The 23,355-nt window shown below is 45.7% G+C and carries 19 protein-coding genes; 2 read left to right on the top strand and 17 right to left on the bottom strand.

Going from position 1 to position 23,355, the window contains the following annotated elements; genetic code table 11:
* Window positions 1-206: 206 nt before the first annotated feature.
* Window positions 207-1,082, bottom strand: coding sequence for an SDR family oxidoreductase (locus VQ00_RS14645; RefSeq protein WP_046180868.1), 876 nt, complete (start codon window positions 1,080-1,082; stop codon window positions 207-209).
* 87 nt (window positions 1,083-1,169) lie between these two features.
* Between VQ00_RS14645 and VQ00_RS14640 the strand changes: the two genes are divergently transcribed.
* Window positions 1,170-1,565 carry a VOC family protein gene (locus VQ00_RS14640; protein WP_425388389.1) on the top strand — a complete coding sequence of 132 codons (396 nt, stop codon included), beginning with the start codon at window positions 1,170-1,172 and terminating at the stop codon, window positions 1,563-1,565.
* 71 nt (window positions 1,566-1,636) lie between these two features.
* Here the strand turns inward: VQ00_RS14640 and VQ00_RS14635 are convergent, their stop codons facing one another.
* The 13 genes from VQ00_RS14635 to VQ00_RS14575 form a co-directional block, all read right to left on the bottom strand.
* Entirely contained in the window at window positions 1,637-2,200 is a 564-nt protein-coding gene (locus VQ00_RS14635) for a TVP38/TMEM64 family protein (RefSeq protein WP_046180867.1), read from the bottom strand.
* Window positions 2,201-2,302: 102 nt separating this feature from the next.
* Window positions 2,303-3,139, bottom strand: a complete 837-nt coding sequence (locus VQ00_RS14630; RefSeq protein WP_046180866.1) for an STAS domain-containing protein — start codon at window positions 3,137-3,139, stop codon at window positions 2,303-2,305.
* 262 nt (window positions 3,140-3,401) lie between these two features.
* Window positions 3,402-4,130 (bottom strand): ZIP family metal transporter, encoded by a 729-nt coding sequence (locus VQ00_RS14625; protein WP_046180865.1) that lies wholly within the window; start codon window positions 4,128-4,130, stop codon window positions 3,402-3,404.
* 132 nt (window positions 4,131-4,262) lie between these two features.
* Complete coding sequence (locus VQ00_RS14620) at window positions 4,263-5,699, bottom strand: S-layer homology domain-containing protein (protein ID WP_082091586.1); 1,437 nt, start codon at window positions 5,697-5,699, stop codon at window positions 4,263-4,265.
* 126 nt (window positions 5,700-5,825) lie between these two features.
* On the bottom strand, window positions 5,826-7,391 hold the full coding sequence (locus tag VQ00_RS14615) for an MDR family MFS transporter (protein ID WP_046180864.1): 1,566 nt from the start codon (window positions 7,389-7,391) through the stop codon (window positions 5,826-5,828).
* Between the two features lies 1 nt (window position 7,392).
* Complete coding sequence (locus VQ00_RS14610; RefSeq protein WP_052728567.1) at window positions 7,393-7,809, bottom strand: MarR family winged helix-turn-helix transcriptional regulator; 417 nt, start codon at window positions 7,807-7,809, stop codon at window positions 7,393-7,395.
* A gap of 146 nt (window positions 7,810-7,955) precedes the next feature.
* On the bottom strand, window positions 7,956-8,753 hold the full coding sequence (locus VQ00_RS14605) for a glycerophosphodiester phosphodiesterase (RefSeq protein WP_082091585.1): 798 nt from the start codon (window positions 8,751-8,753) through the stop codon (window positions 7,956-7,958).
* Window positions 8,731-9,486 (bottom strand): glycerophosphodiester phosphodiesterase, encoded by a 756-nt coding sequence (locus VQ00_RS14600; RefSeq protein ID WP_046180862.1) that lies wholly within the window; start codon window positions 9,484-9,486, stop codon window positions 8,731-8,733. Before VQ00_RS14600 ends, VQ00_RS14605 begins: the two co-directional genes overlap by 23 nt.
* 75 nt (window positions 9,487-9,561) lie before the next feature.
* On the bottom strand, window positions 9,562-10,902 hold the full coding sequence (locus VQ00_RS14595; protein ID WP_216595829.1) for an ABC transporter substrate-binding protein: 1,341 nt from the start codon (window positions 10,900-10,902) through the stop codon (window positions 9,562-9,564).
* Window positions 10,903-10,932: 30 nt separating this feature from the next.
* Window positions 10,933-11,751, bottom strand: a complete 819-nt coding sequence (locus VQ00_RS14590; protein ID WP_156154080.1) for a carbohydrate ABC transporter permease — start codon at window positions 11,749-11,751, stop codon at window positions 10,933-10,935.
* Window positions 11,748-12,686: a carbohydrate ABC transporter permease gene (locus VQ00_RS14585; RefSeq protein ID WP_046180860.1), complete on the bottom strand. Its 939-nt coding sequence runs from the start codon at window positions 12,684-12,686 to the stop codon at window positions 11,748-11,750. The genes VQ00_RS14590 and VQ00_RS14585 overlap by 4 nt, the downstream gene beginning before the upstream one ends.
* Window positions 12,683-13,795, bottom strand: a complete 1,113-nt coding sequence (locus tag VQ00_RS14580; RefSeq protein ID WP_046180859.1) for an ABC transporter ATP-binding protein — start codon at window positions 13,793-13,795, stop codon at window positions 12,683-12,685. The genes VQ00_RS14585 and VQ00_RS14580 overlap by 4 nt, the downstream gene beginning before the upstream one ends.
* A gap of 925 nt (window positions 13,796-14,720) precedes the next feature.
* Window positions 14,721-15,116 carry a hypothetical protein gene (locus tag VQ00_RS14575; protein ID WP_046180858.1) on the bottom strand — a complete coding sequence of 132 codons (396 nt, stop codon included), beginning with the start codon at window positions 15,114-15,116 and terminating at the stop codon, window positions 14,721-14,723.
* Between the two features lie 207 nt (window positions 15,117-15,323).
* Between VQ00_RS14575 and VQ00_RS14570 the strand changes: the two genes are divergently transcribed.
* Window positions 15,324-17,498, top strand: a complete 2,175-nt coding sequence (locus VQ00_RS14570; RefSeq protein ID WP_052728565.1) for a bifunctional diguanylate cyclase/phosphodiesterase — start codon at window positions 15,324-15,326, stop codon at window positions 17,496-17,498.
* A 249-nt stretch (window positions 17,499-17,747) separates the two neighbouring features.
* Here VQ00_RS14570 and trpB read toward each other — a convergent pair whose 3' ends face one another.
* The 3 genes from trpB to VQ00_RS14555 form a co-directional block, all read right to left on the bottom strand.
* Window positions 17,748-18,899: a tryptophan synthase subunit beta gene (trpB, locus tag VQ00_RS14565; protein WP_046180857.1), complete on the bottom strand. Its 1,152-nt coding sequence runs from the start codon at window positions 18,897-18,899 to the stop codon at window positions 17,748-17,750.
* 230 nt (window positions 18,900-19,129) lie between these two features.
* Window positions 19,130-20,962, bottom strand: a complete 1,833-nt coding sequence (locus tag VQ00_RS14560) for a DUF2339 domain-containing protein (RefSeq protein WP_046180856.1) — start codon at window positions 20,960-20,962, stop codon at window positions 19,130-19,132.
* A 37-nt stretch (window positions 20,963-20,999) separates the two neighbouring features.
* Entirely contained in the window at window positions 21,000-23,090 is a 2,091-nt protein-coding gene (locus tag VQ00_RS14555; protein WP_052728563.1) for a sensor domain-containing protein, read from the bottom strand.
* Between the last annotated feature and the right edge of the window lie 265 nt (window positions 23,091-23,355).

Raw genomic sequence — 23,355 nt, 5'->3', positions numbered from 1 at the left:
GGAACAGCTTGATTATTAAACAAAAAACGAGCCGTCCTAACAATGGACGGCTCGTTTTTATTTACTTTCTTTATTCGTTTTCCCAGAAGTCCGTGTTTTTAATGCCGAGTGCTTTCGGGTCAAAAACCGGCTCCTTAACAAATTACCATACAACCGGTAACTTTTCATGGATAAAACCCCTGCTTTCAACAGCAGGGGTGTGCAGTTTAAGAGGTGATAAAGTCGCCGCCGTTTACATGAAGCGTCTGGCCGGTTACATAAGTCGAATCGTTTGACGCTAAATAAACATAAGCGGGCGCATTCTCAGAAGGCTGGCCGCGACGTCCCATCGGCGTATCAGCGCCATGCTTAGCCACTTTTTCTTCATCAAACGTGGCCGGAATAAGCGGCGTCCAAATCGGGCCTGGCGCAACGGCATTGACACGGATGCCTTTGTCAGCCAAATTCGCCGCGAGTGAGCGTGTAAAGGTTGTAATCGCGCCTTTCGTTGCTGAATAATCGATCAGCTCTGGCGCGCCGCGGTACGCGGTCACCGAAGATGTATTTACAATCGCGTCCCCTTTTTTCAGATGCGGAAGAGCCGCCTGTGTTAAATAAAACATCGAGAAAATGTTCGTCTGAAACGTTTCCTGCAGCTGCTCCGGCGTAATCGCTAAAAAGTCTTTCGTCGGGAATTGCTTGCCGGCGTTGTTGACGAGTACATTTAAGCTGCCGAACTCCGCAACCACTTTTTCCACGAGTTTTTTGCAATTTTCCACGTCGCTCACGTCTGTAGCGACACTTAATGCTTTCACCCCGTATGACTCAATGATCTGTACCGTTTTTTCAGCATCGCCGTCTTCATTTAAGTAGGCGATTGCCACGTTCGCTCCTTCTTTCGCAAACGCAACCGCTGTTGCACGGCCGATTCCGGAATCGCCGCCTGTTACAAGTGCCACTTTGCCGGCTAATTTGCCCGATCCTTGATAATCCTGATCATCGTAAATCGGCTCCGGTGTCATTTCCGATTCGATTCCTGGCTGCTGGCTTTGCGTTTGCGGAGGTGTCTGCTCATCAATTCGTTCAAATTTGTCTTTTTCCATAGTATCCAACTCCATCCATTTTATTCTACAAGAAAAGTATTCCCCTCTAAAAAGAAGATAAACATGGTATGATGGTGAAAAAAAGGAATGTTGAATATGATTGAATACGAGCAGCTTCATCACGTTGGTCTCAATGTCACCGACCTTGCCAAATCAAAAGAATTTTATGGGAGTGTCTTATGCCTGCCGGAACTAATACGTCCTCCATTTGACTTTGAAGGCGCGTGGTACGCCGCCGGAAATCAGCAAATTCACTTGCTCGTTTTGCCGGAATCACAGACCATTCGCCGCGATCCGTTTTTATCAAGCCGGGAAGGCCACATAGCTCTTCGGGTAAAAAGCTATGAAAATTCGCTTGAATGGCTGAAAAAACATCATATTGCAGTGCTGGAAAAACCAAACAGCATCAGCGGTTTTGCCCAGTTGTTTGTCGCAGATCCAGATGGAAATTTAATCGAACTACACGTAGAGCGGTCTTCTTGATCGCTTTTTTTGTTTGAGGAATTTATAATTGAATTTTGCACATAGTGAAATAAAAAATAACTAGTTTCAGTTTAGTATGATTCCTTGGATTCAGGGTGCCGCTTTTTATTTCGGTGTTCTAAAAGCGCATATAAAAAGATCAGTAACGCTAAAAAGATAATTGATACATACCAGGGCATCTCTTCAATTGCTTTGCCAAATGCCGTATACAAAACAGCCGGTGCGAAAACGCCGAGTATAGAATACTGCATATACTCCCGGTATGATTTGGTCATGTCCATCAAATAAACCGACAGCAAATGAAAATGAACAAACGGCATTATCCGAAGAATCATTACCTGGCCGACTGTCATTTTCCGTTCCCCCGCCACTTTCCTCTTCAATTTCAAAACCCGTTCCCGCACAGACGGAAACCAATTAACAATTTTATAAAAAACCGCTCCCATTAGCGACAGGCCGATCATCGAATAAATTGTTCCCTGAACGAATCCAAACAAATACCCACCGGCGATGCAGACAACCACAACCGGTAAAAAGAAAAACGGCCGCACGATATGCAGCAGAATAAAGAAGACCGGCCCAAGCCAGCCAGCCTGTTGGATAACTTCTTCGATCCACCGTTCCACTCCCATCATACCGGTCCCACCTCTTTCTTGTAGTGCAGCAAATTTTATTCATGAGGCGGAGATGAAGTGGATACAAAAAGTATATAATAAATCGTCATGGCAATGGAGGCCTTACTTTATATTCTCTATCGCCTGCTTAACATTAGCATATGTCTTAATCGACGAAAAATCGATTCCCCCACTAATCGCTTTTGTAGCTAAATCAGGGCGAATGCCCGTAAAAAGAACATTTATTCCCAACAAACGAAGAACATCATATACTCTAAATAAATGATGGGCAACGTCTGTATCAATCGTCACAATGCCGGAAAAATCAATAATAAGATACTCAACCTTTAAATGGGGGATACCCGGTAAAACCTTATTTAAAATATGTTCAACTCTGTATGAATCAACGGTCCCGATCAGGGGAAGAATGGCAATCCCATCTTGAATAGGCACAATGGGAGCCGATAATTCATTAATCGCTCTTTGTTTTTCATTAATCTCTCTTTCTCTTTCATCAAGAAGATTATCTGTTTGTCGTTCAAAGGCAAGTATGGTCTCTGTAACGCTGACGTCGAGCATATGGTTGACCGTTTTATTTAGCGTGACCGTATCCTCTGTAGAAAGTCCATGCTCTATAGAAATTTTCGTGATTTGTTCGATAAAACCTAATCGAATAGCAGGATAGCGTCCTATCATACTTGAAATTCTTCCCTTTAGCGCTGCTTGACGTTCTCCATTTTTTTTGCTCATTTCGATAAAACCATGTGGCACTTTATTTTCATTTAACCGAATAGACTCAGCCAATAACTCTATAAACTCAGTGTAAACGCCGTGATAATAAGTTATCTCTTCTTCAGGAAATTCAACCTCAAATCGTTGAAGAATATCATCAACGATTTTAATAGCCAATGATTCGGAATTGTCAGTAAGATATTTCGCCATAATTGAGATCGTGTTCATTATTCTTCACGTCCTTATCTATATATCGCTTAATTATATCCTTAAATTCAGAAATTGGATATGTTTGTTGGACAACATTTATATGCTGTAGCAAATCCGTTGATTTGTTGTAGTAAAGGGTTCTTCTAAGTAGTTCTTTGTATAAAAAATAGGGATAAATCGTTTATAAAGCTTTATCCCTAAAGATATAATGCGTGATACCATATTCTAAGATAGTGTATTCCTTCTAGGAATAATGTTTACTTATACCCCCTCTTTTTAGTTAAAGTTCATTTAATAAAAGAGAAATGAACAAGCCAAGAGCAGCCATGAAGCCGACGACCGGGCCGCCTTCTTGAAATGCTTCCGGCATCATCGTCGATCCGACCATCGCGATAATTCCGCCGCCCGCAAAAGCAGCGATCGCAGCCATGACGGCCTCACTCGCACTGCCGAGGAAAACGTAGCCGCCCCATGCACTTAATGCCGAGGTGACAAGCACCGTCAGCCATAAAAGAAAAATCTTTTTTTTGGAATAACCGCTCTTCAAGAGACCAGTTGTACCCGAAAGCCCTTCCGGCACATTGCTGATAAAAATCGCGATCACAAGCAATAAACTAACGCCTTTCCCGGCTAATAAACTGGCACCGATCATAATCGATTCCGGAATCGCATCCATAACAGTCCCGATGAAAATGGCCAGGCCTGATCCTTGATCCGAGGCCTGGCCATGCGACCGTTTTCGCTTTTTCGCCCCTTTTTGCGCGATCACAATGTCTAATAGCGTAAATACGAGCGCGCCTGCTAAAAAGCCGGCACCGGTCGCTAAAAACCCGCCATTTTTCGCTGATTCACTGAGCAGTTCAAATGACGCCGCCCCGATCAGGACGCCGGTTCCAAACGCCATAATATACCCGATCAGGCGCTTTTGAATCGGCACAAACAGGGCAGCCAGTGCGCCAATTAAAACGGCTGATCCTGACACACCACCCCACATTAATGCATGCCACATGTGCAAGCCCCTCCCTTTTTCTATTCTCTCTATCCTTCCCATATTATTAAATTTAAAAACGCTTTGTTTTGAATTTTACACATTGTTTCAACAGTAAAAAAAGAGCCTGCCAGAAATGGCAGGACTCGTTTTTTACTGTTGAAGTGCCCGATTTAGTAACGCCGCAAATTCTTGTCGTGTTACCGGCTGATTCGGTCTGAACGTATTGTTGTTGTATCCCTTTGAAATGTTCGCCGCCACAACCCGTTTAATCGACTCATACGCTCTCATTTTATCGTGAACGTCAATAAATGAAATCGGTGCTGATTTTGTCAAATCAAACGCGTTGGACAGGATGATCGCCATTTGTGCCCGTGTTACCGGACGGTCTTCATAAAAATGACCGTCCGTGTATCCGCTCATAATGCCATGTTTTTCAATCGCTACGGTTACATCCATCCCGTCATAAGGCAATTCGAGTGCCCAAAGCATCATAATAGCCGCTTGTCTGCGCGTAACATTTTCACCAGGACGAAACGAATTGTCATCAAAACCGTTTATAATGCCCTGGCTGGTCAATGCCATAATATCGTTATAAAACCCATATCCCGCCGGTACATCTGAAAAAGATAATGCTGGCTTGTCCGTTTTTTCAATATACGCCGAGGAAATAAAGCCCGATTCCCCGGAGGCTGTTTTCACCGGATACCAGACAAACTGCTGGGTGCTGCCAGGGTTTTGATTATATTGAAACGAGCCTGTTACCGTCAGGACGGTATTTTCGGGAATAGAAGTAATAATATCCGTGCTTGTTCCCCCTGGGACTTTGCGTAATTTCGGGATGTCTTTCAGGCTGCCTTTAGTGATGACCCGGTCGCCGGCCTTCAACTGATACACGGTTTTGTGTGTTTTTTCCGTCAGTGAATACCTCATTTTGTTAAAAACAATATTTCCGTCTGAATCCGGGCTATATTGAAAGTCTTCTGCTTGAAATGGAAATGCTGTCAGATTTGTATCTTTTAAATAGCTTTCCGCTTCGATTTTGGCAAAAACCTGTTCCTGGTAAGCGCCCGTATTCACTTGTCCTGTCTCTTTTTTAATCGGACTGTTTACTGGTTTTAACCCGTTATACGCCATCACCGGGAAATACCAGTTTTCAATGACGTCACGATCCTCACCCACAATTTTCGGGACGTTCCGGTCGTACATTTCATCTAAAACCTTGACGCCCGATTCTATATTGTAAATAAGGTCCGTTTTCAAGCGGTTTTGATCAAACTGTAATTGATTCGTCAGCTGCATAAGACCAATCCCGCCGTCCGCCGATACAATCGCATTCCCATTTTGATCGAAATGCTTCCAATCACCATTTTCTTGCGTAATGACCGCTTTGACTACTTCTGGCGGGATTTCCTGTTCAAGTGCTTCTTCCGTCACCAAGCAATTCAAATGCTGATAAGACGGGTTTACACCCGGCTGCAATTCCCCGTAAGCCGAACATGCCGAAGAAGCAGCTGACGCTTGTCCACTAAACGATAAACCCGCTGCAAGCACCGACAAAAGCCCCACGGTTTGAACTGATTTTTTCATTTCTTCGTTTCTCTTTTTTTCCTTTACTCTACCATATTAGGAGATTTAATACTAAGCAATGCTTTTTAAGTTTCATAGAAATAGGAACAAAAAAAGCGGTTCGTCCCAATGAACGAACCGCTTTTTTTATTCACCAGTTTCTTTATTCGATGTCCGAAGCGGAATTTCCCGCAGGAAAAACACTAAAATAAACGCCACAAGAACGAGTGCATCCCCCGATAAAAAGACGGTTGTCAACGCGTCACTTAACGACTCACGCAGCGTCTCGATCATTCCGGCTACAACAGGCTGGATATCCGGTGGCAGGGTTTGCTGGAGCTGTTCAAGCTTCGGCTGATCCAAAAGCATTTCGGGATTTTGAAACGCTGCAAGTTGTTGCGCCACCGCCGGATCAATCGCCGAGGTATCCATCCCTTTCGCCGCGTCTTCCATATTATGCTTTAAGCTCGTCTGCATAATCGTTCCCATGATGGCAATCCCGATCGTGCCGCCCATGTTCCGGAACAATTGTGAGGATGCCGTCGCGACACCAAGCTCTTTTGGGCTGACGGCATTTTGAACAGTCAGCGAGAAGATTGGCATGCCAAGGCCAAGACCAAGACCAAATACAACCATTGCCACAACCGCCACCGCAATACTGTCCATATATGCCATAATGGACAGTCCGGCAACCATAAACGGCAGCCCGAGCAGCGCAAATCGTTTATATTTGCCTGTCGCGGAAATTTTCCGTCCAGTAATGGCACTTACTACGACCATCGTAATAGACATCGGCATCGTCACATACCCGGAATACGTTGGTGAAATGCCTTCCACTCCCTGCACAAAAAACGGCAGATAAATAAGGGCGCCCATCATGCCGGCATTCATAATAAAGCCGATCGTATTGGAAATCACGACAATGTCATTTTTAAAAAGCGACAGCGGCAATACCGGGCTGGACGCTTTTTTCTCCGCCACAATAAACAAACCAAGAAATAGAGCGGAGGCAATAAACAAGCCGATAATTTGCACAGAACCCCACTCATACTCGGTTCCTCCCCATGAAAAGCCGAGCAGAAGCGCAATAATCATCAAGCTTAAAAACAGGGAGCCAAGATAATCAATTTTCTCATCTGTTTTCCGCTCCGTTTTTGGAAAAAGCGCAATGATCATGACGAGGGCAACGATCCCAATTGGAAGGAAAATCCAAAATAGCCAGTGCCAGTCCATATGATCGACAAGCCAGCCGCCAAGCGTCGGGCCAAGCACACTTGAAAAACCGAATACTGCCATCATCAGGCCGGTCCATTTGCCCCGTTCACGCGGTGAAAACAAATCTCCTACCGCTGTAAACGCGCTCGACATAATAATACCGGCCCCCACGCCTTGAATGCCACGGTACGTAATCAATTGAAAAATATCATTCGACAAGCCGCACAGGAAAGCTCCGATCATAAAAATAATTACACCCGCTAACAAAAATGGCTTCCGTCCATACATATCGGATAACTTTCCAACGAGAACGGTCGCAATGGTTGACGTCAGCATGTAAATGGTAATAACCCATGAATAGTGATCCATACCGCCGAGTATTGCGATAATGCGCGGCATCGCCGTACTAACAATTGTCTGATTTATCGCCGCAAAAAACATGGCCATCATAACGGCGGCCATGACCGTTACTTTTCGTTTATGTGATAATTCTTCCATTCTACCATTCCCCGCTTATCATTTTTTCCAAAAGTTTGACAGACTGCTCGGCTTCTTCCGGTGTTAATTTCGTTAAATATGTTTCAATTTTCCGGTTTTGTTTCTCACGCGCGCGCTGCAATACCCCTCTTCCGTCTTCCGTCACTTCTGCCCATACGGCACGCCGGTCTGCATCGTCCCGCGTTCGGTTCACAAATCCTGACTTCTCCAAACGATCGATCATGACTGTGATCGCACTTGGCTTCACATCGAGCCGTTCCGCCAGCTGCGTGAGCTTGCACTTCCCTTTTTCTTCAATAAAATGAAGCATGTACAGCTGCGGGCCCGTTACCGGCTCTTCCAGCTCTAAATGGGAAGAAGCAATTCCGCGCTTCAGCACTTGAAACGCCAGTTGAAATCGTTCTGGTAATGAATTCACCTCATCTATTCCTTTCATTATTTAATAGTTAAACAATATAAAAATTTAATGTATTTAAATATTAGCCCCATTAAATATATTTGTCAATTTTATTTTCAACGCAAAAAAAGCGGGCCTGCATCTAAAGCCAGACCGCTTTCCTTTATTCAACGAATCAATTTTTTTGTAAAAGAAGTGTGATTGGTAAAATAACCGTTGACGCCAAGCTTCTCAACCCGCTTCTGTTCCGCCTTTTCCTTTTTTGGCTCATTGAAAAAAACATGAACGTCTTTTCCAAGGAGATGAAGAATCGTGACGCTTTGCTGCGTTGCATCGGTCGATTCAATTCCAATGTTGTCATAAAGCGGCAAGGAGGCCTGCACGATGTTGTCCTTTCCTTTACCAAATAACCGTGTCAGCGGCACACTGGGTGCCAGCTTTTTCACTTGACGAAGGCTTTTTTGAGAAAATGACTGAATGGTGACCTTTTTTTGCTCAATCAGGCTGTATTCGTTCAACAAATCGATCAGCGGCCGCTCCATTACAGCTTCCCCGTCAACAAGCCGAGTCTCAATATAATAATGCTCGGTTCCCCCGAATGTATCAAAAAGATCGCGCAGCCGGGGAATCATCTCTTCACGTCCGCCGTTACCGACTGTCGGATAGGCAGACAGTTCATCGAATGTGAATGCCGCCACCGATCCGCTTCCGTCCGTCGTCCGGTCAATGGTTTCGTCATGCATCACGACCAGTACCCTGTCCGACGTCATCCGCAAATCGATTTCAAGTGCGTCGACGCCCTCAGTCGAGGCAATTTTATACGCAGTGAGTGTACTCTCATTAAATTGATCACTGGCTCCTCGGTGGGCAAAAAGCTTTGGCGGTTCATCATTCTCCAGATTTTCGCAGCCAGTCAAAAAAACAAGAAGGAACAGTGACCATTTAAACAGCTGTCGTTTGGTCATTTCGGATCGTCAATGCCCGTTCCGGAAAATCAGTGATAATCGCTGCGACGCCTGCTTCTGCTAATTTTGCGATTTCCCCCGGATCGTTGACGGTCCAAATCCGGAGTCGGTCCGCGATCCCTTTCAATTGCGCTTCATGGGCAAAATACACGTCTTTTGATAAATGAAGTGACTCAAAGCCGAATGTCTCCATATAATCACTTGGTAAAGAAATGGGCGCATTCAACAGCCAGGCGGTTTCAGCCGAAGAATCCAGTTCTTTCAAACGGATCAACGTCGGCAAATGAAAAGAAGAATAAACAATTTTACGGTCATGTCCATATTTTCCAACTGTTTCAAGCAACCGTTTTTCTATGCCTTCGTATGGAATCGCATATGTTTTCAGCTCGATATTCAGCTCGGTTTTATAAGGAGCAAGCAACTCCAGCACGTTTTGTAATGCCGGTACACGTTCCAGATTCCATGCTTCTTCATACCCTGGCAGTCCTGAAAAACGAATGCCGGCGCTGTACATGTTTATTTCTCCAATTGACGCCTCGCAAATAAACCCTTCTCCATTTGTCGTCCGGTCCAATGTTTCATCGTGAATGACGACCAATTCACCATCTTTCGTCATATGTATGTCGATTTCAAGCCCGTCAACGCCCAGCTCGATCGCCCGCTTAAAACCAAGCAGTGTATTTTCCGGAAGCGTGCCTTTACAGCCGCGATGTCCGTATATACTCGTTTTCATTGAGTCTTCATTCCTTTCTCCTTCTATTAGATAAAAAGAGGAGAATAAAGCCGGAGCTTTATTCTCTTCTTTTTCTTACTTTCCGCGGGCTGCATTCGCCTGCTTAATCGCCGCATTAACCTGCTCAACCGCTGTATTAAATGCCTCGTCCACATCGCCGCCGTTATAAACGGTTTCTAGCGCTGTTTCGATGATTTTCCGTTCTTCCGGAATCATATCCATGATGGCACCTTGCGTTTCATAAGAGGGCTTTGTTGCCTGCAGCTGTTCAATCGCCGTTTTCAGCTGTGGCATTTTTGCGTGGGCATCCTTCACCACTTGTTCGTCATACGCTGCCGGATTGATCGCAAAGTAGCCCGTGCCGACATGCCATTTCGCCTGCGCTTCCGGTGTTTGTACATATTTCATGAAATCCCATGCTGCCTGCTGTTCTTCTTCCGACTTGCCGCTTGACATCCAAAGGCTTGCCCCGCCGATGACCACGCCTTGGCGTTCTTCCGCTTCCGGATGTGGGATGAATGCGACGCCTACTTCAAATGGAGCGTTGTCAATAACATCACGCGATGAAGCCGACGACTGCAGGAACATTGCTGCATCGCCTGCTAAAAAGCCTGCGATCATGTTGTCGCCGTTCGTACCATAGTTTGCAAACGTGCCGGCGTCCATCATCCGTTTCACCCATTCAAATGTCGACTTTCCTTTTTCATTATCAAATGCCACTTCTGTCGGCGTATCAGACCGGCCATTGTCATTGTTCATCAGCAAGCCGCCTTGGTTGGCCAGGAGCTCCTCGTAAAGCCAGCCGTATGCCTGAAGCGCAAATCCTTTCATTTCTGGGTTGGATTCAGTAATGGCTTTTGCCGCTGCTTCTACTTCTTCGTATGTTTCAGGCGGTGCTTCCGGATCTAAGCCGGCCGCTTTAAATGCGTCCTTATTGTAGTACATAACCGGTGTGGACGAGTTGAAGGGCATGGAATAAAACTGATCATCAATTTTGTAGTAGTTACTAATGTTTTCTTCCAAAATACTCATGTCATACTTTTCTTCATCAATAAATTTTTGAATCGGTTCAATATTGCCGCTGTTGATCATCGACATCGAACCAATTTCCTGTACTTGAATAACCGTCGGTGCCTGATCCGTTCCCGCTACACTATGGAACTTTGGAAGTGATTCCTCGTATGTACCCTGAAATTCTGCGTTTACCTGCACGTCATCCTGCGAGGCATTATAATCCGCCACCGTTTCATTAAGCGCTTCTTGCCCCTGGCCGCCCATTGCATGCCAAAATGTCACGATCGTTTTGCCATCTTCGGTCTTCGGTGCTGTGCCGCTTTCTGCTTCTGTACCATTGGAACTGCATCCTGCCGCAAACAAAGAAAGACCCAGTATTCCATACGCAAGCTGTTTCTTCATGTCCATACACGCCCTTTTCCATTTAATTTTTTATTTTAAAGCCCCTTCTGTTAATCCTTTTTGCAATTTCTTTTGCCCTAAAAATAACAGAATTAAGGTCGGGAGCACGACGATGATGCCGCCAGCCATAATAACACCCCATTCATTCAGCTGCTCCTGTGACTGCAGCTGCTTTAGCCCGATTTGCACGGTGCGGACCGAATCATCCGTTGTGGCAAGAAGCGGCCACAAATACATGTTCCACGCACTTAAAAAGCCATACACTCCAAGCGTGACCAGGCTCGTTTTGGCGACTGGCAGCACAACGGTCAAATAAAATTTCAAGTCGCCCATTCCTGCAATTTCGCTTGCTTCTTTCAGTTCTTTTGGAATTTGCTTAAAGGTTTGCCGCAATAAAAACGTACCGAATGCCATTGCAAAAAACGGCAGCGACAATCCTGTATACGTATTTAGAAGATTCATATCCCGAATCGTCTGGAAATTTGGAATGATCGACGCCTCAAACGGAATCATCATCGTGGCAATAAATAAGAAAAAGAGCGCATCCCGTCCTTTAAACTCCAAAAACACAAACGCATACGCTGCCAGGCTCGACAGGAGAAGCTGGCCGGCCATAATCAACAGCGACACAATCAAGCTGTTTGTTAAATAGCTTAATAAAGGAAATCGCTCAAACGCCTGCCGGTAATGATCCAGTGTCAGCGAATCAGGAATAATCGTCCCCGTTAAAATTTGCTCGCTTGGCATAAAGCTCATCACCAGCGCCATAATAGCCGGCGCGAAAATGAAAAATGCCGATACACTTAGGAGCAAATACAGCACCACTTTTTTATACAACGGCATGATCATTGATAATGGACCTTCCTTTCTCCCAGCTTAAATTGCAGAAGTGTCAGCCCTAAAATGATGGCAAATAGGATCACCGCCTGCGCACTCGCTGTGCCGTACTGGTAATTGACGAACGCATCCCGGTAAATGGAATAGACGATAACATTTGTTTCATTTTGCGGGCCGCCTCTTGTCAGCATATCCACCTGGCCAAATGTTTGAAAGGCGTTAATAAGCGTGACCGTTACGACGAAAAACAGCGTCGGCGACAGCATGGGCACAGTAATGCGGCGCAGCTTGTAAAAATAGCCTGCTCCGTCAATGTCCGCACTTTCATACAAATACGAGTCGATCGACTGAAGACCGCCGAGCAAAATTAAAAACGTAAAGCCGATGTTCATCCAAATGGTCGAGAGGGAGACCGACAGAAGTGCCCATTTTGGATCCGTCAGCCAGCCGATCGCTTCCATGCCGAAAATGGATAAAAACTGATTCAGCCAGCCCATCGTCGGATGGAACAAAAACATCCAAAATACCGAGGCCGCCGCAACAGAAATGCCCATCGTCGATGAGAAAATTGTCCGAAACACCCCAATGCCCCGCAGCTTTTCATTGGCGATGACCGCCAGAAACAAGCTGATGACAATGGTCCCCGGCACTGTGTACAGCACGAATAAAAACGTTGTCTTCAAACTGTTTAAAAAAAGCGGCGCTGAAAAGATTTGGATGAAATTATCCATCCCGACAAAAACGGTCGGCGCCCCGCTTGCGTTTGTGAGGAAAAAGCTTAAATAGACCGTCCGGATCATCGGATAAAATAAAAAGATGGAGAAAAACACGATCGACGGCAGCAAAAACAGAATACCTTTTAGAACATTTTTAGTTCGCCGCTTTCTTTTCTCCTTTTCTATTAAATCCGCTGCATCTGATTGAACCGAAACGGCTGCCCCGTTCATATAGCCACTCCTTCTTTTTGTTTCTGTGAAGAAGCTGCTTTCATCAACTCCCCTGTTTCCGCATCAAAAAAGGAGATATTTTTCACAGATAGTCCAACAGGCACACGGTCCCCCACATGGACAATTTGCTGGCCGAGCCACTTGGCCGTCCAAAACTCCCGTCCGACTTCAAACGTCACCATTGTTTCATTGCCAAGATGTTCGACACTGATCACGTCGAGCACATGTGTTTTTTCATCTGACGTTACCTGGGAAAGATGTTCTGCTCGAATGCCCGCGATCATTTTTCGGTTTTTGGGCAAATCAACCACATCCGCGGCTTCAACAGGGATCGACAGGCTGTCTTCAACCACCAACTGCTGGCCTTTCACGACAGCACGGCCCATGTTCATCTTTGGCGACCCGATAAATGACGCAACAAAGACGTTAGCCGGCTCATTGTACAGCGCAATCGGCTCCCCGACCTGCTGCACCTTCCCGTCATTTAATACCATAATCCGGTCGCCCATTGTCATCGCCTCAACCTGATCATGTGTCACGTACACCATTGTCAAACCCAGCTTTTTTTGCAGCCGGCGGATTTCCATGCGCATGTGCGCCCGAAGTTTCGCATCCAAGTTCGACAGCGGCTCGTCCATCAGGCAAAGCGGCGCTTCACTGACTACCGACCGTGCAAGAGCAACACGCTGGCGCTGACCTCCTGACAACTGCCTTGGCTTTCGTTTCAATAGCTCCGTCAGTCCCATCATCTCCGCTGTTTCGTGAAGCCGCTTTTTCTGTTCTTTTTTGTCCATCTTTTTCGCGTTCAAGCCAAACAAAATGTTTTGTTCCACTGTCAGATGCGGGTAAAGGGCGTAATTTTGAAAGACCATTGATAAATGGCGGTCTTTTGGCGGCAAGTGATTGACGACCTGCCCGTTCATATGTAATGTGCCGCTGGTAATCTCTTCTAATCCGGCAATCATGCGAAGCAGCGTGCTTTTACCGGAACCGGATGGACCAACCAGGACGAAAAATTCACCTTTTTCAATGGAAACATCAATTTCATTCAGTACACTTCGCTGCTTATCGTACGACTTTGACACATTCAAAAGCTCAATATGGCTCATTCCAATTTCCTCCTTTGCACAAGCATCATTTAAACACGAAACAGTCGTAAAAAATCATTTTTTACAAAATTAACAGAAAACTTTAACGTTTTGTTTATAAAATATTTCAACCCGTAAAGAACAACAAAAGATTCACTTAATTTACTTATAAAGGAATTTATACGAATATTTAGTCCCAAAAAATGATATTCGCATCGTGAATAAGCACCTAATTATTCCATGTTTTTTTTACAAGCAGCTATACACTTCTTAACATCCTATTAATAAAATTGCCGTCCCATTTCACGCAAAAAAACCAGCTGCATCCACAGCTGGTTTGAGACTGTCAACATTCGTTTTTTAAAAATTTCTATTGTCGAAAAAGGCAGATATCTTTCAGAGAAGCAGGCTCGTTTTTTACCTGGAGCGGATAGGTGAAACCGCCCGGACTTCGCTTTCCGCGGGCAGTGCGGGAGCTTCCTCGGCTACGCCTGTGGGATCTCCCGACTCACTATACTTCTCGCAGGAGTCTTCATCCGTGCGGCTTCACCAACTGTTTTAGAAAAGCAGCGAGAAGAAGCAAGTCCTGATAGGCTGTATGTATGGAACAAACGCCAGAAACAATGACGGCATACTCTTGCGCCATTGTCGCTGTTGAAAAAGATGGATCTGCCAGACATTGCTGTTTCGTTTAAAAGCACAAGCGGCGGGGGCGCGGCAAAGACTCCTATGGGACTGGCAGGGCAGCTGAGATCGGATCTGCCGCAAAGCGGCGGAGACGAGCTCAGCGCCTGCTCCATGGAAAGCGAAGCCGCGCCCCCGCCGCCTTATCGGCTCCCGTCAAAACAGCTCTCATGTGAAGAAACAAAAGGAAATTCATTAAAGATTTTATTTGTCTACAGTCTGAAACCAGCTGCATCCACAGCTGGTTTTCCTATTTGCTATTTTAAAGGAAACGGCCAAATGCCGATTTTAAATATGCATCAAATGCTTTTTCTTCCCCGAGCTGCCAATATAAGCTGTCCGGATACGCCGCCTTGTCCGCATAAATATTGTCGACAATGTCCGGCTCCTCATCGGTCGTTTTTCCGCACGTCACTTGAATAAATGGCTCTGTTTCATCAAAGACAACATCAAAGCGGAGAAACCGGTCTTCAATCCGGAGCGCAGCGGCATTTTCTGCCGCTTCAAAGACAACATCCAGACCAACTGACACATACTTTTCCAATTCGTTGTCGAATACCTCTAATTTTCCATAAAAATTCAAAAATAAATCCGTTAAAAATAATTCATCTTTAAAACGATCATCGAATAGTGTAAATAATTGATCTTTAAATGCCATAGAATCTGCCTCCTTATTATTCGAATATTCATATTTTAAAGTATAGAACACTTTTCCTAGGAAGAAAACGATTGTTTGTCAAACATGACGAAAATGTACAGTTATTTTTGTTGAAACTGATATACATCTTCATTGATTTCTGATGGCTCATTCGACAAATTTTTAGTAGGATAAAATTAACCGTTTACAAAAAAAGGAGCAGGTGTCATGAAAAATATTTTTGGGTCTTCGTCACTGCTCGATGTTTATCAATCTTTGTTTGAACAAGATGACGAAATTTCATTCGCGATGGATACAAAAGGGAAAATTCAGCTTATGAATAAAGCAGCCGCACAGATTTTAGGCTACACATCAGCTGAATTTTTTCATATGGATTATAAAGAAGTCATTCCAAAAGAACATATAGCGGCTGTGCAGGCCCATTTTCGCCATGTATTTAAAGGAAACAAATCGTCGTTCCGGATGACCTTTCGAAATAAAGAAGGGGATATCATCCATTTATCGGTCAATGCTGTGCCTATTTACAGCGAAGGCCGCATCCACGGGGCAATCGGAATCGGGCGGGTGCGGACGGAGGAACGATATACGAGCGAGCTGTTAAACGGTCAGAATGCCATCTTGCAGATGATTGCCAAAGGAGCGCCCTTTCGTGATGTTCTTCGCCAAATTGTCGAGACAATGGAGCACATTTCTCCGGGACATCCGTGCTCGATTTTGCTGCTTGACGATGAAAAGAAACATCTTTTTCACGGTGCTGCTCCCCATTTGCCTGACGAGTATATTTCATTTATAAACGGTTTAGCCATCGGAGAGAATCAGGGCTCGTGCGGAACCGCAGCTTTTTTGAAAAAACCGGTGATCGTGACGGACATCGAAAATGACCCGCGCTGCGTGCAACATAAAGACATCGCATTAAAGTACGATTTGAAAGCATGCTGGTCCACCCCGGTTTTTGACGATGATCAGCAAGTCATCGGAACGTTCGCGATGTATTACGATCGCATTGCGGCACCGACAAAAGCTGACAAACAGATAATTCAGGAAGCAACGGATTTAACGAGCATCGCCATTCAGCATTATAAAGCAAAAGAACAAATTCAAAAGCTGGCGTATCACGACCATTTAACCGGCCTGCCAAACCGCCGGCATTTCCGCCAGACGCTCGAAAACGCGATCGCTCTTTACCCGGATCACACACACGCTCTTTTCTTTCTTGATTTGGACCGCTTTAAATTTGTAAATGATTCCTTCGGCCATAAGACGGGAGATGAACTGCTCACGATGATCGTCGACCGGATTCAATCGTGTCTCGGCGAACATACGCTTTTTTCCCGTGAAGGCGGCGATGAATTTACGATTTGGGTTGGACAGACGAGCAGCAAAGCGGCTGCTGAAATAGCAGAATCCATCCTCGCCACTTTCCGTGAGCCTTTTTCATTGCATGAAAATGACTTGTTTATGACCGCAAGCATTGGCATCAGCTTATACCCGCAGGACGGCCTGCAAGAACAAGAACTGTTTCGAAAAGCAGACATTGCCATGTACGAGGCGAAAAAGCATGGACGGAATACCTTTCAGTTTTACACGAATTTGCTGGACCGCCAGTCACTGAAAAAGCTGAAAATGGAAAGCGAGCTCCGGTCAGCCATTGCACGAAACGAATTAACACTTGTCTATCAGCCGATTCAACATTTATGCACGGGACAGGTTCAGGGGGCAGAAGCGCTGATTCGCTGGAACAGCCGTCTCTTCGGTTTCGTATCCCCCATCGAATTTATTCCTCTTGCAGAAGAAACAGATCTTATTATCCCGATCGGTGAATGGGTGATTCAGACGGCCTGCCAGCAATTTAAAACGTGGCAGGAGCAAGGGCTGATCCTTACATTTATGTCAGTCAATTTATCCATTTCCCAGCTTTATCAGCCAAACCTCGCCGGAACGATTGAGACGATTTTAAAAGAAACGGGCGTTGAGCCTTCTCAACTAACATGTGAAATAACCGAAAGCATGACAATGGATACCGACAATGCCGCAGCTGTTTTGCGGCGATTAAAAGACATTGGCGTGTTTATCTCGATCGACGACTTCGGCACCGGCTACAGCTCGCTCAGCTATTTGCAAAAACTGCCGCTTGATACATTAAAAATAGACCAGTCATTTGTTCGTGACATTGCAGTGAATGAAAGTTCCGAAAAAATTGCCACCACGATCATTTTAATGGCTCATCACCTCGGTCTCCACGTTGTCGCAGAAGGCGTTGAAACGGAGGAACAGCTCGCCATTTTAAAAGAATACCAATGTGATGCCGCTCAAGGGTATTTACTCGGAAGACCGGTGCCGCCTGATGAATTTTTTGACCAAACAACCCATATCAGCTCTTGATAAGATGAAAGTACAAAGCAGCCTGCTGAATTAGCTGGCTGCTTCTTCCTTCCCTATTCGTTACAGATTTAGTCACTTTCCGAAGCGCAAGCCGGGCACACCTTCACCTTTAATGATAAATGGGCAGCAAAATGCCTCTTCCTAGCGTTCCCGTAAATATACGCCCCAGCCTGCACATTCTGTTACCTTTGCTTTTTTATGCTGTAGCTGTGCAATCAGATTCACTATTTTCCTTCTGCACACAAAAAATCAGGGCTGCTCCATCTCAAACACCTGTTGCACGTCTTTATCGCCGCGCCCGGACAAATTGACAATGACGACCTGGTCTTTTTCCATGTCCGGCGCCATCTTCATCACGAGCGCCACCGCGTGCGCACTTTCTAGGGCCGGAATAATGCCTTCAATACGGGACAGCTCCTTAAACGCTTGGAGCACTTCCTCATTTGTGATGGTGTAATACTCGGCACGGCCGCTTTCTTTCAAGTAGCTATGCTCAGGCCCGATCCCTGGATAATCAAGACCCGCCGCAATGGAATACGTCGGCTGCGGATTTCCTTGCGCGTCGAGCAATACGTAACATTTAAAGCCGTGAAGCACAGCAGGCACGCCTTTTGTGAGCGATGCCGCTTCAGACGGCTCAGCGCCGATCAGCCGCACGGACGGTTCATCAATATAATGGGCAAACGACCCGATCGCATTACTCCCGCCGCCGACACATGCCATCACCGCATCCGGCAGGCGCCCTTCCTTCTCTAAAATCTGCCGCTTCGATTCTTCGCTGATGATCGAGTGAAAGTGCTTCACCATCGTCGGATATGGATGCGGGCCGACAGCCGAACCAAGTAAATAAAACGTATTTTTATAATTCGCGACATAATCATTGAGTGCCGCATCTACTGCATCCTTCAGACGGCCCTGTCCGTCCTCTACACCGACTACCTTCGCGCCCAATAGCTCCATCCGGAACACATTTAACTGTTGGCGGCGCATATCTTCCGCTCCCATGTAAATGATGCACTCCATCCCGAACATCGCACACGCTGTTGCCGTCGCCACCCCGTGCTGGCCCGCACCTGTTTCCGCAATGATCCGGTGCGCATTCATCCGCTTTGCCAGCAAAATCTGCCCGAGCGCATTATTAATTTTGTGCGATCCTGTATGATTCAAGTCTTCCCGTTTCAAGTAAATCTTGGCCCCGCCTAATCTTTCTGTCAGCCGTTCGGCGTATGTAAGTGGATTTTCCCGGCCAATGTATTCTTTTAAATAATAACGAAACTCCTCGTTAAATTCCGGCTCATCTTTGTACTTTTCAAACTGCTCACCCAAATAATCCAATGCTTCCTTTAGCTCAGGAGGAACAAAACTCCCGCCAAACTGGCCAAAAAACCCTGCTTCTGTCATCTCTTACACATCCATTCTTTGATTTTTCTGACAACATAAGTTTACTACAACGGGCCGCTTTTTCAATCGACAACTAAAAACAGGTTTATCTTCAAGAGCGTTCTTAAAGGAAAATGGCAGAAAAAGATAGTCTGTAAGTGTCACGGCTGCCTTTCCCTATAAAGTCATTGCTTACGCATCTATTTTGTAAACGCCACGCCTTTTTGTTTTTCGTTTAGGAGCAGCAACCCTTACTTTTCTTTATCAGACTGGTATAAAAGTCGCGATACCAAGAGGCCGATGCTGCCAAGAACGACAAACAGTACTGCTTTTAATGCAATAGAAGAAATGGTGATATCGAAAAAAGCTACTTTTAAGAGCACCACAAACAGCATAACAGTACCAGCAGTTTGGAGGCGGGGATACCTATAAAACCGGCCGACTGCAGTGAGTGCAATCGCATAAAGCAGCCAGGAAGAGGAAATGGCAATCGATATGGCTTGGTGAGATGTATGTTGAAACGCAAATTCTGTGTAAATGGTCAGGATATACAAAATAGATGCACAGAAAGCGAGAACAGACGCTTTGGAGTAGAATGGCCACTCCGAAAAGAATACGTGTTTTCGCCAGTATACCATGGCACCGAGCGTGACTAAGAGCGAAAGATACCCGGCCGTGACAGCAGAGAAAAAGAAATCCGGATATTGAACAAGAACACCAAGCCATCCTGCTATAAACACAAATGCCGCAAGTCCCCACTGAAATTTCCGGCCGATCCACGCACCAATAAACATGCCGGCGGCACCTTCCAGAATGTAAAGAAGCGGAAGAAGGCTTGAATCGAAAGCATGGTAAAGATAGAGGCCAAGAGAAACAGTCGTTAAAACCGCGGCATGAGCCCGGTTTTCTTCCTTCTTGTTCCAGTAATACAGAAGCAGGCCTGCATGAAACGCCGTAAGCACGGCAAGCATCCAAATAATCTGGTAATCTGCCCACGTGCTCCCAATCCAGGAGGCAAACAGAAACAAACTCGCCAGCAATCCGCCGTATACTTCGCTGTCTTCCCGTTTTGGCAAGAAAAAGTAAAGGCCTACCAGCACAAGGTGCTGTACAAGAGCCATAATGGCCGTAAGTTCCATATGTATCCATTGTTCTGAACTATAAAACAAAAGGACAACATGCAACGCGACAAAAGAGGAATAGTGAAGAAGACCGTCCTGTTCAACAAGGGCCAGCACAAGGTGCGCAAGATTTAAGGCAACAAGAATCAGCATCACAGACGTGTAGAACGGCCCGGCAATAACACTGTACATAAATAAAACGGCATGAAGCAGAAAATAAGACGTGTAATACAAGTAGGTAAAAGACTGGCGGCGCGCATAAACCCAAAAGGCTAGATATAAGCCAAGTTCATATAAATAAAAGAGCAAATGGTTTGGATGACTGGCACCGTCCAGCATAAACGGAACCAAGTACCCGCCTATTGCGATTAAGAGACCAAGCGCTTCAGACTGATAATGATGAGATGCCCAAAGACCGAGCGCAATCCAGGCGGTGAAGAAAATAAAAGCCACCCAGAATCCGATATAGCCGTACAAAGTATTCATGGCGAATGTGGTCAGTGTCAGCAAAACTAAGCTTCCAGCGGTCAGGGTTACGCCAAGGGGCTTTCTCCCTGCCTTGCTCTGGCGGTTTCCGAGCGCCCACAAGATGCCGCTGGTAAGAAAGCCAATCGCAATCCGCATCGGCTCTGTAATCCAGCCTTCTTCTACGGCCGCGACAAACCCCCAGATAAACCCAATAATCAGCACAAATAAAAAGACGCGCGGGAGCCAGATCCGCTGAAGGGCTTCATCCCAGCGAATGTCTGGCACTTTCTTCCCGGCGGCCGGCTTACTTATTGCTGGTTTTTCACCAGCCGGCTGCAAAGCAGGCGGAGAGGCCGCTGCAGGTTTTTCTTCTGCTTTCGGCTTACTGGGCAGCTGAATCGATTGTTTTATCCATTTCAGTTCCAGCTGGGTCTCGCTTAGCTCAGACTCGAGACGACTGATTCGCTCTTCAAGCGACAACTCTTTATCAGGCATGCGACAACCTCCTTTATTTGTTTGATTCTGTTGATTTTTAGAAGGTAAATGGTGATTGGCTGAGCCATTTTACATATTCCTCATTCGGAACCGGCTTGCTGATAAAGAATCCTTGAGCAATCTGGCAGCCCAGCTCTTTTAAGATCAGCAAATGCTCTTTTTCTTCCACGCCTTCCGCCACCACCGAGAGCCCAACTGCATTAGCCAGCTGGATAATAGACCGCACGATCATTTGGTCTTTCCCGCTCGTCGGCAGCTCTCGGATAAAAGAACGGTCAATTTTCAAAATGTCCACCGGCAGCACTTTTAAATGGGACAAGGATGAAAAACCAGTGCCAAAATCATCAATCGAGACGCGGACGCCCATTTTTTTCAAGATCGATATCGTTTCAATTGCGACGTCCACATTTTGCACAAGCCCGTTTTCCGTAATTTCCACTTCTAACTGATTCGTCTGAATGCCGGATTCCGCAATCGTCTGTAAAATCGTGCTGACAAGGTCTTTCCGGTATAAATGGTGAGATGAAATATTGACCGAAACGTGGCTTGGCAGATTTTGCTCCGTCCACTCCCGGCTCTGCCGGCATGCTTCTTTTAACACCCACTTCGTTATTTCATATATTTGCCCGTTTTGTTCAGCGAGCGGAATAAACTGATCCGGACTGATCATTCCTTTTTCAGGATGATTCCACCGAATCAAGGCTTCTGCACCGATGACACGCTCCGTATGCAAATCGATTTTAGGCTGATAAAACAATTGAAATTCATTCCGCTCGATCGCGTGCTGCAAATCCATTTCGAATTCTAAAATCGTATCGGAGCAGCTGCCGATCGACTCATCGAAAAATTGATACATGTTTTTGCCTTCGCTCTTCACATGATCAAGCGCCTGGCCGCTCCTTTTCACAAGCAGCTCTTCCACTTCGCCATTTTGTGGATAAAGCGCAATGCCGATGCTTGCAGTTACTATCAATTCATGGCTGTTTACTTTCCACGGCCGCCGAAACGCTTCCACGATCTTTTCAGCGACCTCTCCGGCTTCTTCAATTACGGGCAAAGGATGAAGAATTATATAAAAATCATTTCCATCGAGGCGGTATAACGTTCCATGCACCGGAAGACACGAACGGATCCGCGCAGTCATGCTTTTCAGCACCACATCTCCCGCTTCCATGCCGAGCGCTTCATTTACATATTTAAACCGGTCCCCATTCAAGTGAAGCAGGGCAAAGCCCGATTGATTCTCTTTTGCTTCCCCTAAAACAGTCTTTATATCCCTGCTGAAAAGGTGGCGGTTAGCCGCTCCCGTCGTTTGGTCATAAAACGCCAGCCTTTCCAGTTTTTCTTCATCTTTTTTTCGATCCGTAATATTGGTGGCAATCCCGTAAATGCCGACAATTTCATCGTCCACCACAATCGGTGAATTGACGATATGTAAATTTTTCCGCTGTCCCGATCGATCGATAATGTCGGCTTCGTATTCCTGTGTCTTTCCTTTTAAGGCTTTATTGAAATGCACCGTCACCCGCTCCCGGTCCTCAGGGACGACTGAAAAAACAAAAGACGTTTGAAGCATATGTTGTACAGGATACCCGGTTAACTGCTCGAACGCTTTATTGCCGCTTGTAAACTTCCCTTCCAGATCAAATGTATACACGGCGTGCGGATTGTAATCAAACAGCGACTTATACCGCTGCTCACTTTCTTTCAGCCGCTTTTTCGTCTGGAGATGCTCCGGCGCTTCCCGGAATATAGACACAAACGCCATTATTTCCTGACGTTCGTTCCGGACAGGCGTAAACGCAACAGATACGTCGATCAGCTGACCATCTTTCCGGCTGCGTTTCGTCTGCTTCAGCGGAATCATTTTTCCGCTGAGCAGCTGCTCGACATCCAGAACAAATTCCTCCTGCAGCGATTCCGGAATAAAATCCAAATCATCCAGAAACCGTCCCATCAATTCGGCTTCTTTCCAGCCGAACAGGTCAGTAAATCCTCGATTCGCCTGGATCACTTTTCCTTCAATATCCATAAATAAAATCACATCTGCTTCATTATGTGGAAGTGGATCGAGTAATGCTCCTTGTTTTTTTCGGTAACCAGTTCTCCTTTTTTTCTTCCTGTTCATGTTACCACCTCCTGCAGTAGAAAAATTATTTTTATCTCCTTTTGCTCGTCACCGTTCAAACTTGAATGGCCGGGCAAAACATCGTTCTACTCTCAATCTGTTTCTATCAGATTTTACCGAAAGAGTACCCCCACTTCAATCATGTGATGGGCGAAGACCAATGATAAGTGGCGGGGTGAATTTCGGTTTACGAAGCAAAAGCTTTTGTTTTTTATTCCAAATTTGATAAAATAATACTTAATAATATTGAAAATCGAAGGATTGG

The organism is Domibacillus tundrae (genome assembly GCF_000970675.1).
Taxonomy (GTDB): domain Bacteria; phylum Bacillota; class Bacilli; order Bacillales; family Domibacillaceae; genus Domibacillus; species Domibacillus tundrae.
This window is presented reverse-complemented; position numbering and strand designations above follow the sequence as displayed.

Excerpts from the sequence above, each read along its gene's own strand:
- VQ00_RS14595 (WP_216595829.1), bottom strand. The coding sequence starts at position 10,902 with ATGAAGAAACAGCTTGCGTATGGAATACTGGGTCTTTCTTTGTTTGCG.
- VQ00_RS14570 (WP_052728565.1), top strand. The coding sequence starts at position 15,324 with ATGAAAAATATTTTTGGGTCTTCGTCACTGCTCGATGTTTATCAATCT.
- VQ00_RS14615 (WP_046180864.1), bottom strand. The coding sequence starts at position 7,391 with ATGGAAGAATTATCACATAAACGAAAAGTAACGGTCATGGCCGCCGTT.
- VQ00_RS14600 (WP_046180862.1), bottom strand. The coding sequence starts at position 9,486 with ATGAAAACGAGTATATACGGACATCGCGGCTGTAAAGGCACGCTTCCG.
- VQ00_RS14580 (WP_046180859.1), bottom strand. The coding sequence starts at position 13,795 with ATGAGCCATATTGAGCTTTTGAATGTGTCAAAGTCGTACGATAAGCAG.
- VQ00_RS14555 (WP_052728563.1), bottom strand. The coding sequence starts at position 23,090 with ATGAACAGGAAGAAAAAAAGGAGAACTGGTTACCGAAAAAAACAAGGA.
- VQ00_RS14635 (WP_046180867.1), bottom strand. The coding sequence starts at position 2,200 with ATGATGGGAGTGGAACGGTGGATCGAAGAAGTTATCCAACAGGCTGGC.
- VQ00_RS14640 (WP_425388389.1), top strand. The coding sequence starts at position 1,170 with ATGTTGAATATGATTGAATACGAGCAGCTTCATCACGTTGGTCTCAAT.
- trpB (WP_046180857.1), bottom strand. The coding sequence starts at position 18,899 with ATGACAGAAGCAGGGTTTTTTGGCCAGTTTGGCGGGAGTTTTGTTCCT.
- VQ00_RS14590 (WP_156154080.1), bottom strand. The coding sequence starts at position 11,751 with ATGATCATGCCGTTGTATAAAAAAGTGGTGCTGTATTTGCTCCTAAGT.
- VQ00_RS14620 (WP_082091586.1), bottom strand. The coding sequence starts at position 5,699 with ATGAAAAAATCAGTTCAAACCGTGGGGCTTTTGTCGGTGCTTGCAGCG.
- VQ00_RS14585 (WP_046180860.1), bottom strand. The coding sequence starts at position 12,686 with ATGAACGGGGCAGCCGTTTCGGTTCAATCAGATGCAGCGGATTTAATA.
- VQ00_RS14630 (WP_046180866.1), bottom strand. The coding sequence starts at position 3,139 with ATGAACACGATCTCAATTATGGCGAAATATCTTACTGACAATTCCGAA.
- VQ00_RS14605 (WP_082091585.1), bottom strand. The coding sequence starts at position 8,753 with ATGACCAAACGACAGCTGTTTAAATGGTCACTGTTCCTTCTTGTTTTT.
- VQ00_RS14625 (WP_046180865.1), bottom strand. The coding sequence starts at position 4,130 with ATGTGGCATGCATTAATGTGGGGTGGTGTGTCAGGATCAGCCGTTTTA.
- VQ00_RS14575 (WP_046180858.1), bottom strand. The coding sequence starts at position 15,116 with ATGGCATTTAAAGATCAATTATTTACACTATTCGATGATCGTTTTAAA.
- VQ00_RS14645 (WP_046180868.1), bottom strand. The coding sequence starts at position 1,082 with ATGGAAAAAGACAAATTTGAACGAATTGATGAGCAGACACCTCCGCAA.
- VQ00_RS14560 (WP_046180856.1), bottom strand. The coding sequence starts at position 20,962 with ATGCCTGATAAAGAGTTGTCGCTTGAAGAGCGAATCAGTCGTCTCGAG.